This window comes from Cellulosimicrobium sp. Marseille-Q4280 (assembly GCF_943181405.1).
Classification (GTDB): Bacteria; Actinomycetota; Actinomycetes; order Actinomycetales; family Cellulomonadaceae; genus Cellulosimicrobium.
In genome coordinates, this window is sequence record NZ_CALPBY010000011.1 from 1 (window position 1) to 13,676 (window position 13,676).

7 protein-coding genes are annotated in these 13,676 nt (G+C 74.8%); 1 reads left to right on the forward strand and 6 read right to left on the reverse strand.

Features of this window, described 5'->3' with window-relative positions:
* The 6 genes from NFS20_RS21955 to NFS20_RS21980 form a co-directional block, all read right to left on the reverse strand.
* On the reverse strand, positions 1 to 1,264 hold a 1,264-nt coding region (locus NFS20_RS21955), incomplete at its 3' end, for an SDR family oxidoreductase (RefSeq protein ID WP_251153903.1).
* Positions 1,261 to 2,253, reverse strand: a complete 993-nt coding sequence (locus tag NFS20_RS21960) for a DNA topoisomerase IB (protein ID WP_251153904.1) — start codon at positions 2,251 to 2,253, stop codon at positions 1,261 to 1,263. The genes NFS20_RS21955 and NFS20_RS21960, both read right to left, overlap by 4 nt.
* A 112-nt stretch (positions 2,254 to 2,365) precedes the next feature.
* The gene (locus NFS20_RS21965; protein WP_285821166.1) at positions 2,366 to 5,077 is read right to left on the reverse strand and encodes a cellulose binding domain-containing protein; all 2,712 of its coding nucleotides are present in this window, start codon (positions 5,075 to 5,077) and stop codon (positions 2,366 to 2,368) included.
* Positions 5,078 to 5,324: 247 nt separating this feature from the next.
* Positions 5,325 to 6,995: an endo-1,4-beta-xylanase gene (locus tag NFS20_RS21970; RefSeq protein ID WP_251153905.1), complete on the reverse strand. Its 1,671-nt coding sequence runs from the start codon at positions 6,993 to 6,995 to the stop codon at positions 5,325 to 5,327.
* Positions 6,996 to 7,190: 195 nt separating this feature from the next.
* Entirely contained in the window at positions 7,191 to 9,491 is a 2,301-nt protein-coding gene (locus tag NFS20_RS21975) for a glycoside hydrolase family 6 protein (RefSeq protein ID WP_251153906.1), read from the reverse strand.
* Between the two features lie 112 nt (positions 9,492 to 9,603).
* On the reverse strand, positions 9,604 to 10,755 hold the full coding sequence (locus tag NFS20_RS21980) for a LacI family DNA-binding transcriptional regulator (protein ID WP_251153907.1): 1,152 nt from the start codon (positions 10,753 to 10,755) through the stop codon (positions 9,604 to 9,606).
* Positions 10,756 to 10,824: 69 nt separating this feature from the next.
* Between NFS20_RS21980 and NFS20_RS21985 the strand changes: the two genes are divergently transcribed.
* Complete coding sequence (locus NFS20_RS21985) at positions 10,825 to 13,632, forward strand: substrate-binding domain-containing protein (RefSeq protein WP_251153908.1); 2,808 nt, start codon at positions 10,825 to 10,827, stop codon at positions 13,630 to 13,632.
* Positions 13,633 to 13,676: the final 44 nt, after the last annotated feature.

The window sequence follows — 13,676 nt, forward strand, 5'->3', positions numbered from 1 at the left end:
CGAGCGGGGCCCGCCCCCCCGGCCCGATCGCCCCGACGCGCCCCCGGCCGGGCTCGTCGCCCGCGCGCAGGCGGTGCTCGTCGCGTCGCCCGCGCCGCAGCCCCGGGCCGCCGACGACGCGGTCCATCAGCCCGCGCACGCGCCACGCGAGGGACCACGAGTACCAGCCGCCCTGCCCGCCGATCTCCTCGACGACGCGCCACAGCACGTCGTGCGGCGCGTCGACCACGGTGCGCCGCTCGTCCACGTACAGCGAGCCGCCCGCCCAGTCGGGGTCGGTCGGCAGCGGGTCCGACGGCGCGCCCGGCACCGACGCCGACGACCACCGGGTGGTGACCTCCCCGTCGTGGATGCGCTGCAGCGCGAGCCCGACGGCCTGGTCGAAGCCCAGGAGGCCTCCCGGCGGGTCGGGGACGTACCGGGCGATGTCGTGCTCCTGGCACACGACCTCGTGCTGGAGCGACTCGACGAGCGGTCGCGCGATGCCGCTGGGCACCGGGGTGACGAGGCCGACCCAGTGCGACGACAGCTTCGGCGTGAGCACCGGGACGCTGACGATCCGGCGCCGCGGCAGGCCGGCGACGCGCGCGTAGCGCTGCATCATGTCCCGGTAGGTGAGCACCTCCGGCCCGCCGATGTCGAAGGCGCGCGAGACGTCGTCGGGCATGGACGCCGAACCGACGAGGTAGCGCAGCACGTCGCGGACCGCGATCGGCTGGATCCGGTTGTCGACCCACTTCGGCGTCGTCATCGCGGGGAGGCGCTCGGTGAGGTAGCGCATCATCTCGAAGCTCGCCGAGCCCGAGCCGAGGATGACGGCCGCCTGGAGCACCGTCGTCGGGACCCCCGACGCGAGCAGGATCTCCCCGACCTCCTTGCGCGACGCGAGGTGCGGCGACAGCTCGCCCTCGGGCACGTCCGGGAACATCCCGCCGAGGTAGACGATCCGTCGCACGCCGGCCTCGCGCGCCGCGCGCGCGAACGTCAGCGCGGTGCGCCGGTCGCGCGCCTCGAACGTCGGCCCGGTCCCGAGCGAGTGGATGAGGTAGTACGCGACGTCGGTGCCCTGGAGCGCCGACCGGATCTGGTCGAGGTCGCTCGCGTCGGCCTCGACGAGCTCGACCTGCGACGACCCGGCCCAGTCACGCCCCGCGAGGCGCTCGGGGTGGCGCGCGAGCGCCCGGACCTCGTGCCCGGCGTCCAGCAGCTCGGGGACGAGGCGCCCGCCGACGTACCCGGTGACACCCGTGACGGCGATCTTCATCCCAGCAGCTCCAGCACTTCTCGTTCGGCACGCGACGGCGACCGGGTGGACCCGATCGTCTCGCCACGCTCCCACAGGTCGAACAGGCGTGGGTCGATGTACGACGACCGCGCGACCGCCGGGGTGTTGCCGAGCTCCTCGGCGACGTCCTTGACGATGCCCGTGACGACGCGCCGTCGGGCGCGGTCGGACCGCGGGGCGGCGCCCGCGTCGGCGAGCGCGCGCGCCGCCAGCACCGTCGCGTGCCACGTGCGGAAGTCCTTGGGCGTCGCATCCGGTCCCAGGCGCTCCTTGATGGCGGCCTGCACGTCGGCGCTCGTCACGTCGTGCCACACGGCTCGCCCCGCGACGTCCTCGCGCCACGCGAGGAGCTCGCCGCTCCCCGAGGGGTCGCGACGCCGCTTGAGGGTCGTGACGAGGTCGGCCACCACCGCGTCGTCGACGACGACGTCGCGCACCTGACCCGACTTGGCGGGGTAGTGGAAGTGCACGCTCCCGTCGCGGCGGACGCGCGCGTGCTCCTTGCGGATCGTCGCGAGGCCGTAGCTCTTGTTCTGCTTCGCGTAGATCTCGCCGCCCGCGCGGAAGTAGGCGAGGTCCAGGAGGCGGAACGCGAGGGCCAGGACCTTCTCGCGACCCATGCCCGGCAGCTCCAGGTCCCGGGCGACGTGGCGCCGCGCCGCCGGCAGCCGCCGTCCGACGTCGAGCACGTGGTCGTGCTTGCGCCGCGCGCGCGTCCGTTGCCACTGCTCGTGGTACAGGTACTGGCCGCGACCGGCGGCGTCACGGCCGAACGCCTGGATGTGGCCGTTCGGGAACCGGCAGATCCACACGTCCTCCCACGCGGGCGGGACGGCGAGCTGCGTGCACCGGGCGACCTCCTCCTCGTCGGTCAAGGGCACCCCGTCGACGTCGAGGAACACCCACGCGTCGCCCTTCGGGCGGCGCGAGTACCCCGGCGAGGTCACGGACACGCGGCGCAGTCGCACCCGGACAGTGTCAGGTGGGGTGCCCGCGGTCGCAGCCCGAGCGCCTGACCGCGAACGCGGGTGGTGGTCGCCCGACCGGCGACCGCCACCCGCCACCCGCCACCGCGTCATGTCACGACGCCGTGCACTCCTCGCCGTTCAGGGCGAAGGCCTCGGGCGTCCCGGGGGTGCCGGAGCCGATGAGCCCGACGTCCGACGACGCGCCCGGTGCGAGCGTCGTCGCCCAGCCCGGCGCCGCGACCCGCACCGAGGCGCCGGTCTGCGTCGCCGTCCCGCCCCACGCCTGGGCCACCTGCTCGCCCGCCGTGAACCGCCACACGAGGTCCCACCCGGCGACCGGCGCGTCGCCCGTGTTCGTCACGCGGGCGGTCGCCTGGAACCCGCCCGGCCACGAGCCGACGACGTCGTACGCGACCGAGCACGCGGCGTCGCCCGGATCCTCGGTGGGCTCCTCGGTCGGCTCCTCGGTCGGCTCCTCGGTCGGGTCGGTCCCCGGGTCGCCCGTGAGCTCCCCGACGACGACGCCCCGCCCGTTCGTCCCGACGTACACCCGGCCGTAGACGTCGGGGTCACCCGTGACGACCGAGCCGGTCCACGCCCACTGGTGCTCGCTGTCGTTGATCCGGACCCACGTCGCACCGGCGTCGTCGGAGCGGAAGACGCCCCGCACGCCGTCGATCTTCGACGACGTGTAGACCGCCGGGTAGTCGGCACCGGGCGCGGCCTTGCCGAACCCGACCGCGTCGCCCTCGTCGACGTCGGCGAGGCGCGTGAACGTCGCGCCCTGGTCGGTCGAGCGCCACATGCCGTACGTCGCTTCGGCCGTCCCGCCCGCGAGCCACACGTCGCCCCCGTGGCCCGGCACGGCGGCGAAGCGGATGTTGCCCTCGGCGGGCAGGCCGGACGCCGCGGACGCGGTGAAGGAGGCACCGCCGTCGGTGCTCACGTAGAAGGTGCCCGCCGCGTACGCGTAGAACACCTCCGGGTCCACGCGGTCCGCCTCGACGCGCGCGCCGGCCGGCACGCCCGTCGACGCGGTCCACGACGAGCCGAGCGTCGTCGACACGTGCACCCCGGTGCCCTGCGGGCTCCACACGATGCGACCGCCGTCGGCGCCCACGGCCACGGTCCCCGCACCCGTCACCCCGGACGGCTCCTGACCGGCCCACCACGACGACCCGCCGCTCGTCGAGACGCCGATGTGGGACGCGACCGCGCCGTCGACCCCCTGGCCGACGCGCACGACGGTCGACGGCGCGAGCTCCGCGTAGTCGAGGCCGTGGACGGCGCCGTGGTACGGCTGGGTGAACATCATGTCCGGCACCTGCGTGATGTCGTCGTGGACGAAGCCGCCGATGTCGCCGAGCCCGGAGATCACCTCGGCGCCGCCGGGTGGCGCGACGAGGTCGAGCACCGCGGTCTCCTCGATGCCCTGCGCCTTCACGGAGATGTCCACGGTCCCGCCCGTGTCCCAGTCGGTGAGGTCCGTGCCGCCGTAGACGGTCGCGCCGGTGCCGTAGAAGAAGCGGTCGGAGTCGAAGGGGTCGATCTCGAACGACTCGGTCATCCAGCCGAGCTTCGGGCTCGGCTCGGGCGGTGTGGGTTGCTCGGCGAACGTGAGCCACGGCGCGCCCGAGATGTCGAGCGAGTAGCGCAGGTCCCGCTCGGGGTACGCGGCCCACTCCCAGATCGACGTCCACGTCTCGCCGCGGTCCGTGCTGCGGTACACCTGGATGTCCGGCCACCACGAGATCTGGCTCACGACCATGAGCGTGTCCGGGTCCTGGCGGTCGATCGTGAGACCCGAGTAGCCGAAGTAGGCGTCGGCGCTGGACGACGGGACCGGGCTGATCTGCGTCCACGTCCCCGTCGCGGTGTCGAGGCGCCAGACGTCGCCCTTGCCGCCGTCGTACGGGCCGCCCGTGTCGGACGTCGCGAGGTACAGCTGGCCGCCCTCGTCGTCGAGCACGACCTTGTGCGGGATGAAGCCCGTGGGGGCGCCGGGGACGGGCTCCCACGTCGCGCCGGCGTCGGTCGAGCGGTAGAGCGGGTCGTCCTTGTCCGCGACCCCCACGTAGAGGGTCGGGGTGGGGGAGCCCGGCGTCCCGGTGGAGGTGTCGGGCACGACCGTGACCACGCCCTGGTTCGACGTGAGGTAGTCGTTGGCGTCCGACGGGTCCTGGACGTAGTTCCCCGGGTTCGGGAACGACGTGACCTCGGACCACGTGACGCCCGCGTCGGTGCTGCGCCACAGCCCGTTGCCGCCCTCGGTGCCGAGGTACAGCACGTCGTTGTCGTGGGGGTCGACCACGAGTCGCTCGCCCATGCCGCGGCCCGGCATGTTCCCGCCGACCTTGAACGGCAGGTCGGTCCGCTGCCACGTCTCGCCGCGGTCGGACGAGCGCAGGATCGCGCCGGGGTTCGGGTCCCACGCGTTGGTGTACGTGCCGACGGCGGCGTAGACGTTGTCCGGGTCCACGGGGTCGGTCGCGATGCTCTGCACGCCGGTGTGGCCCCAGTCGTCCCAGCCCACGTGGTCGAGCAGCGGGACCCAGCGCTGCGTCTGCTGGTCGAGGCGGTAGGCACCGCCGATGTCGGTGCGCGCGTAGACGAGGCCGGGCTCGGTCCGGTTGAAGACGATCCCCGGCACGAATCCGCCGCCGACGATCTCGACGTTCCCCCAGTCGTACTCCGCCGCAGCGGTCGTGGTCGCGCTCGCGGCGGTCCCTGCCACGACCCCGGGGACGACCGCGGCGGCCGCCCCCAGTCCCGTGGCGAGGAGCCCGCACCCGACGAGCGCGGCGATGGCTGGTCGCAAGCTCATCCGTCTCTCACTCCTTCGTGCGTGAGGCGGGGGCGAGCCCCCGGGCACGTCGTCGTGCCGCGCGCCACGCTAGGTGAAGCGCTTCGACGGCCGAGTGCGTGAAACGTTTCGGAGGGCGGAGGACGTGCTGACCCGGGCCGGGGGCGCGGCCCGGGTCAGCACGCGTTCTCGCGAGGCCGCGGACCGGGGCGGCCCCTGCACGCCCCGGGCTCGCGGCATCCGATGCGGCATCCGACGCGGCAGCCGATCAGGCGACGGTGCAGGTCTCGCCGTCCAGGGTGAAGGAGGTCGGCTCGGTGTTGGTGCCGGAGTGGGAGCCGTTGAAGCCGATGTCGACGCTCGCTCCGGCGCCCAGCGTGGTGTTCCAGGCCGCCGGGGTGACGGTGACCGCGGAGCCGGACTGCGCGTACTGCGCCGACCAGCCCTGGGTGATGGTCTGGCCGTCCGGGAACGCGAAGGCGAGCCGCCAGCCCTGGAGCGTCGCGGGGGAGTCGTTCGTGATCCGCACCGACGCGGTAAACCCGGTGTTCCACGAGCTCGCCGTGTACGCGACCGTGCAGGCGCCGGCGGGCTCGCCGCCGTCGTCCTCGGTCGTGCCGGTCACCGTGCCGGACGTCGCGGAGACGTTGCCCGCGGCGTCGACCGCGCGCACCGCGTACGCGGAGGACGTGCCGGGCTCGAGGCCCGTGTCGGTGTACGACGTCGCAGCGACCTCGGCGACCTGCGTCCCGTCGCGGAAGACCCGGTATCCCGTGACCCCGGTGTCGTCGCTCGCCGCGTCCCACGCGAGCGACACCGAGGACGGCGTGGCGCCGGAGACCCGCAGGCCGGTCGGGGCGGACGGCGCCTGGTCGTCGCCGCCCGAGCCGTCGTCCTGCGCCCCGAGCGCCTGGGCGATCGCGGCGTACGCGGGCTTGGCCGTGTACGCGTCGTCCCAGACCAGGGCGGCGCCCTGCCCCGGGAAGACCCCGGGGATCCACGAATACCTGTCCGTGATACCCCACAGCGTCACGCCCGTGCAGCGGTCCACGTCGAGGCAGGCCTGGAAGACCTTCGCGTAGTCGGACGCCTGCTGCGCCAGCTTCGATGCGTCGGCAGGGGTGCTCATGCGGATGTCCAGCTCGGTGATCCGCACGTCGACCCCGAGGTCGGCGAACCGCTGGAGGTTCTGGGTCAGCGTCGACGGGACCTGGCCCACGATCAGGTGCGCCTGGAAGCCCACGCAGTCGATCGGCACGCCCCTGGCCTTGAAGTCGCGCACGAGGTCGTAGATCGCCGTGCTCTTCGCGTTGACGGCGTCGGTGCTGTAGTCGTTGATGCACAGGTCGGCGTCCGGGGCGGCCGCCCTGGCGGCGCGGAACGCGTCCTCGATGTAGCGGTCACCGAGGCGCTGCTGGAAGATGCTCTGCCGGCGGGAGCCGTCGTCCTCGAACGCCTCGTTGACGACGTCCCAGGCCGCGACGTCCCCGGCGAGGTGCCCGGCGACGGCCGTGACGTGGTCCGTCATGGCGGTGCGCAGCTCCGTGCCCGACAGCCCCTGGACCCAGCCGGGGAGCTGGTTGTGCCACACGAGCGTGTGCCCGTAGAGGTCCGCGCCCTGTGCTGCCGCGTAGCTCGCGACCTGGTCCGCCGCTCCCCAGGAGAACGAGCCGCGCGACGGCTCGGTCGCGTCCCACTTCATCGCGTTCTCCGCGACGACGACCGAGAACTCGCGGTCGGCGACGGCCCGGTAGCCGCTCTCGGAGAGCCGGCCGGGGTCGAGCGCGAAGCCGACGGTCTTGCCGTGCCGGGCGGCCGCGTCGCCGAGCGGCTCGGTGGCGGCCGTCGCCGTGGTGGCGACCGGGACCACGGTCGCGGCGGCGAGAGCCGTGGCCGCGAGCGTCGTCGCGAGCGATCGTCCGATGCTGTTCCTGCGCATGGTGCACTCTCCAAGCGTGGGCCGACGTGCGGCCCGCTTCTGGGGGGAACGATCCCGACGGCCATGTCGGGAACGATGTCGATAACGATGTCGACCCGCCGCGCGACTCCTGGTCAGGATCGCGGGTGGCACGTCGTGCATCAGAGGGGCCGGTGGCCGGGGCGCCCCTGCGCGCCCCGGCCGCCGGTCAGCCGGTCACGCGACGGTGCAGGCCGCGCCGTCCAGCGCGAAGGAGGTCGGCTCGGTGTTGGTCCCGGAGTGGGAGCCGTTGAAGCCGATCTCGACGCTCGCTCCGGCGCCCAGCGTGGTGTTCCAGGCCGCCGGGGTGACGGTCACCGTCGAGCCGGACTGCGCGTACTGCGCGGACCAGCCCTGGGAGATCGTCTGACCGTTCGCGAAGTCGAACGTGAGGCTCCAGCCCTGCAGCGGCGTGGCCGAGTCGTTCGTGATCCGCAGGGACCCGGTGAACCCGGTGTTCCACGAGCTCGCCGTGTACGCGACCGTGCAGGCGCCGGCGGGCTCGCCGCCGTCCTCCTCGGTCGTGCCGGTCACCGTGCCGGACGTCGCGGACACGTTGCCCGCGGCGTCGACCGCGCGCACCGCGTAGACGTGCGCCGTGCCGGCCTCGAGGCCCGTGTCGGTGTACGACGTCCCGGCGACCTCTGCCACGACCTCGCCGCCGCGGTACACGCGGTAGCCGTCCACGCCCGTGTCGTCGCTCGACGCGTTCCACGCGAGCGAGACGGAGGACGTCGTGACGCCGGCGACGCGCAGACCCGTCGGTGCCGTCGGTGCGGTCGTGTCCTCGCCCGGCCCGGCGTCCTCGTCGGTCGTGACGGTGAGCGGCGCCGACGCGGCGGAGACGTTGCCGGCCGCGTCACGGGCGCGGACGGTCACGGCGTACGACGTGTCCGCTGCGAGCCCTGTGACGGTGAAGGAGGTCGTCGCCGTCGTGCCCACCGCCGTGCCGTCCACGAGGACGGTGTACGCGGTCACGCCGGTGTCGTCCGTCGACGCCGTCCAGCTCACGGTCGCGGACGTCGCCGTGGTCGCGCCGGCCACGAGGCCGGTCGGGACGGACGGCGGCGTGCTGTCGTCCGGGACCTCGCCGCCCGGCTCGATCACCGGGTAGGCGTTCTCGACGAGCATCTGGAACTGCGACTCGAACCACTGCCCGGCGAGCGGGGCGTCCGGGAGCGCGCCCGTGAGCTGGTTGGCCAGCTTGGGGGAGACGAACGTCGGGTCGCACATGCGGTCGAACCGCTTGCCCTGGTCGTTCGGGATCTCGGTCGACGCGCCGTCCGACTCGCCCGGGGGCTTGACCCACACGTAGGCGTGCAGGTGCGACTCCGGGTAGCCGGCGGGCGTGGCCTGCGGGCGCTCGCCGATGCCGGCCCCGGCGGGGTTGCACCACGCGCCGCGGTGGACGCGCTGGTCGACGCGGGACTCGTCCACGTAGGTGTTGTGGTTCGTCGACGTGCTCACCGCGGTCGGGCGGTCGGGGCCGCCCCAGCCGTTGCGGGACGTGTCGATCAGCATGCCGATCGACGACGGGAAGCCCTCGGCGACGAGCAGGTCGTAGAGGTGCGCCGTCCAGTCGGTCTCGTCGAAGTCCGCGTTCCACTCGTAGAAGGTCGCCGAGCGCACGGGCGTGCTGCCGATCTGGACGTCCTCGAGGAACGGCTCGTGCAGCGGGGTCGAGTTGGCGGTGTTCGTGACGAAGCCCGTCACGGACGCGTAGCCCGCCTCGGTGGAGAGCACGACCTCCTTGAAGAGCTTCGCCGCCGGGCCCGCGTTGCTCGGCCAGCCGAGCCAGCCGGCGTGCGCCGCGTCGATGTAGGAGTACACGTTGCCGACGTCGTGGAGCGCGTCCAGCGCGTACTTCACGCCCTCGCGGTAGTACGGCGCGGACGCCTGGCAGTCGGGCGTGCTGATGTTCGTGATGAGGTTCGGCAGCGAGTCCGGCTCGATCGTCGCGACGATGCGCAGGTCCTCGTAGGCGGGGTCGTCGAGGATGTCGGCGATGACGTCGATGTACTCGGTCTTGTACCGCTGCATGTCCGCGGCGGTGGGCTTGAGCTCGCCGTTGGAGGCGAGCGCGTAGCAGTCCCGGCCGGGCAGGTCGTAGATCACCAGGTTGAAGACCATCGGCACGCCGGGCTGCTTCTGCTCGAGCGCGGCGTCGAGGTGCGTCCGCAGCCCGGGGCCGTCGGCGTTGCCCTCGATCGCGCTGATCCGGTCCATCCAGACCGAGGTGGGCTCGTCGGCGATCGTCAGCATGCGTGACCCGAGGTCGCCGCCCGCGCGAGCGGCCGCGGCCTCGACGTTGTCCGACCAGTAGTCGTTGACGTACTGGGTGGCGCCGGCGAACGGGTTGCTCACACGGGGCTCGGCGGCGCTCGCGGGCGCCGTGGCGGCGACCAGGGGCGCGCTCAGCAGCGCGAGCGACGCGACGACCGTCGCGCCCTTGCGCAGTCGACTCGAACGGGATGGCACGGGGTCCTCCAGCGGGGTCAGGTGACGCGGACGGCGGTCCGCGTGCCGGGCGAGGCGCCCGACGGGGACCACCGTGATCACCCGGAGCCGGGATGCACACCGCGCGAAACGTTTAGGCGCGCCGGGGTGGCGCGGTCGTCCCGCGCAGGACGAGCTTCGCCACCGGGGCCGGACCGGGCCGCTCGCCGGTCCCGGCGCCGTCGGGCCGGGCGCCGTCGGGCCGGGCGCCGTCGGGCCGGGCGACGGCGCGTCCCAGTCGGAACCGGTGCACGAGGGTCTCGGCGACGTGCGCGCCGAGCGGGACGAACGGGCGGTGGACCGCGGTGAGCGCCGGGGCGACGAGCCGGCACGTCGCCGAGTCCTCCCCGGACAGGACGGACAGGTCCCACGGCACCTCGAGCCCGCGGCGTCGGGCGGCCTCGAGCACGGCGAGCGCACTGACGTCGCCGTCGGTGAGGACCGCGGTCGGCCGGGACGTGTGGGCGAGCAGGCGTGCGGCGGCCGCCCGCGTCTCCTCCCACGTGCGGCACTCCACGAGCTCCACCCGGGTCTCGGGGCCGCCCGCGCCGCTCATGGCGTCGTGCAGGGCGCGCGCGACGTCGTCGTGGGCGTCCGACACGAGGAGGGCGACGCGGCGGTGCCCGAGCTCCACGAGGTACCGCGCCGCGCGCGCGTCGGCGTCGCCGGCGAACCACACCGGGGTGTCGGGCCCGCTGCCCTGCGGCACGCCGGGACGCTCGTCTGGTCCCCCGCCGTCGGCGACCTCGACGAGCGGGATCGTGCCGTCCCGCGCGACCCGACGCCGGGGGTCGCGCTCGTGCACGCCCGTGACGACGAACGCCGCGTGCCGCCGCTCCGACCAGCCCGTCTCGATGTCGCGACCGCCGTCCTCGCGGTCGGAGACCACCTCGACGCTCAGGGCGAGGTCGTGCGCGGCCAGCGCCGGCCGCATGCCGGCGGCGAGCGCGACGGCCCGCGCCGGTCCCGGCGAGCCCTCCGGTCCGTGGACGACCTGCAGGCTGACGCTGCGGGCGCGCGCGCGCAGCGACCGTGCGGCCGCGCTGGGTCGCCAGCCCAGGTCGGCGGCGGTGCGCAGGACGTGCCGCCGGGTGCGCTCGGACACCCCCGGGCGGTCGTTGAGCGCGTACGAGACGACGGCGATCGAGACGCCCGCCGCGCGCGCGACGTCCGTGATCGTGATGCGCCGCTCACCGGGCGTCGGCGGGCCGGAGGACGAGGCCCCCGGCGAGGGATTTGTGGTCACGCTCCCACACTGTGCCCGGTTTGGGTGCATGATGCATATCAGGACTCGACGACGAGGACGGTGAGGCAGATGTCGACGGACGCGACGAGGCGACCGAGGCAGGCGGGGGAACAGCTCACGTTCGGGGTGCTGTGCCCGGTGGTGGGGGGCTTCTACTTCGGACGGTCGCTGGCCGGGATAGCCAGGGTGCTGCGCTCGCACGGGCACCGTGTCGTGGCGCTCCAGACGTACCCGGCGGACCTCGACCGCGACGAGTTCCCCGGGCCACCGGGGCGCAGGCCGGTGCTCGGGCGGTCGTCGTTCGACGGCTTCGTCGTCATGACGACGGCGCTCGCCGACGCCGAGCTCCGCGAGCTCGACGCCTCGGGCGTCCCGCTCGTGCTCCTCGGCGTGCGCGCGGACGGGCTGCGTGCCCCCACCGTCGCCCCCGACAACGCGGGTGGCGTCCGCGCGGCCGTCGACCACCTCGCCGGCCACGGCCACCGCAGGATCGGTTTCCTCGGGAACACCGAGCAGCGGGACACGCTCGAGCGGTTCGACGCGTACCGCACCGCCCTCGACGCGCACGACCTGCCGTTCTCGCCGTCCTGGGTCTACCGGACGCGCGACAACCAGGAGGCCAGCGCCGAGACGGTCGCGCGCCGCCTCGCCGCTCGCGGCCTGCCGACGACGGCCACCCTGGCCGCGACGGACCGCAACGCGATCGGGTTCATGCGCGGGCTCCAGGCGGCCGGCCTGGAGCTGCCCGCGGCGCAGGCCGTCGTCGGGTTCGACCACGCGGACGCGGGCGCGCGGTCACGCCCGCGCCTCTCGACCGTCGACCCCCTGCACGACCAGGTGGGGGAGCGGGTCGCCGAGCTGCTCGTGGCCCGGGTGCGGGGCGAGGACGTCGTCCGGGAGAACCGCCTGGGCCGCGCGGCGCTCATCCGGCGCGAGTCGTGCGGATGCCTCGAGGGCACCCAGGGCGAGCTCATCCGGGCGGGCGGGCGCTCCGGCTCGGCCCGCGAGGCGGTGGCCGGTCCGCCGTCGGCTCCGGCGGCGCCCACCGACCCGCCGGTCCGGCCGCTCGACGAGGTCGCGCGTGTCGTGTTCGCGTCCGTCGCCGAGCGGGGCGACCTGCGCGGGGCCCGACGGCGCGCCCGTCCGGGAGACGCGGCGCGACGCGCGACGCCGCTCGACGCCTGGCTCCACCTGCTCCGGCACATGCTGCGGGGCGCGGCCGAGGGCGCCGTGGTGCCCCCGCCCGCGGCGCTGCGCTCGTTCGCCGACCGCACCGCGGCGCTCCGACCCTCGCAGGAGGCGCTCGAACAGCTCGTCCCCGCGGTCGAGGCGGAGGTCGCGGACCTCGTGCGGGACGTGCGCCGGCGCCGGGCGAGCGCCGCCGCGACCCAGCTCGGCCGGACGGTGCTCGCGCGCAGCGCGCACCGCGACCGGGCGCCGATCTCGGCGACGGCTCGTGCCGAGGCGCTGCGTGCGACGGCGACGGAGGTCGTCGTGGCGCTCGCCCGCGGGTGCGCCCACGGCTCCCTCGCCCGGACCGGCCGCCTCGAGCAGGACCTCGTGGACCTCTACGAGGTCGACCTGGGGCTGCTGCGGGGCGACGGGGAGGCGCTGCGCCGGCTCGACTGGCTGCCGCGGGGCCTCGGCGGGACCGCCGCCCTCGCGCTGTGGGACGACGCCGGTGACGGCAGCGCGCGGCGGGTGCTGCGGATCGTGGGGGTGCGCGGCGGCGGGAGCGCCGTCGAGCGGCTCGCGGACGCCACCTTCCCGACCGCGGAGTTCCCCCCGCGCGAGCTCCTCGACCCCCGGTCGATGACGATCGTCGCGCCCGTCGCGTTCGGGCGTTCCGACTGGGGCTTCCTCGTCGTGGGCGGGCTGCTCGACACGCGCTCGACGAGCACGCGCGAGCGCTACAACCACTGGGCCGCGATGCTCGCGGTCGCGCTCGACCAGGAGGCGCTGCTCAGCTCCCTCCAGGACCAGCAGCACGCGCTCGCCGACGCGGCCGAGCGCGTGCGCGAGCTCGTGCTCGAGGTCGAGGCCGGCGCCGAGCGTGCCGCCCTCGTCTCCATCGCGTCCCACGACGGGACCTGGGAGTGGGACGTCGAGGCGGGGACGGTGCAGTACTCCCCGGCCTGGGCGCAGATCGTCGGGTGCGACACGCGGGACCTGCGCGACGACCCCGACGAGTGGCTCGGGCGGGTGCACCCGGACGACGTCCAGGCGGTGCACGCCGCGCTGGCCGCACAGCTCGCCGGCACGAAGGAGCCGCTCGACGTCGAGCACCGGCTGCGCTGCGCCGACGGCGAGCACGTCCGGGTGCGCTGCCGCGCGGTGACGGTGCACGACGCCGGTGGACGGCCGGCGCGGATGGTCGGTGCGCTCGCGGTCCTGTCCGACGTCGAGCGGTACCGCAGCGAGCTGCGCGAGCGCGTGCTCGTCGACCCCGACTCCGGCGTGCTCCACCGTGGGCTCTTCGTGGACCGGCTCGCGCAGTCCGTCGAGCGCGCGCGCCGGGTCGCCGGCTACGACGCGCACCTGCTCGCCGTCGGGTTCACGACCCCGCCGACGGTCCCGGCGCTCCACCGCCTGCGGGGCGTGGTGGGCGACGCGGGGTCCGTGTGCGAGCTCGCCCCGACCGACTACGTCGTCCTGCTCGACGGCTCGACGGCCGACGACGCCGTGCGGACCGCTGCCCGCGCGGGGGCGACGCTCTCTCAGGGCATCGTCGTCGAGCACGTCGGGAGCGTCACCACCGCGCCCGACGCCGGCGAGCTCCTGCGCCGCTCCGGCGCCGCCCTCGCGCGTCGACGCGCCCGGGCGCACCTGCCGGCCCTGTCGCGCCTCCGGGTCCCCGAAACGTTTCGGCCGTTGTGACCGCTCGGCGCCCGTGACGACAGTCGAGCCCACCCGCCGCGGCG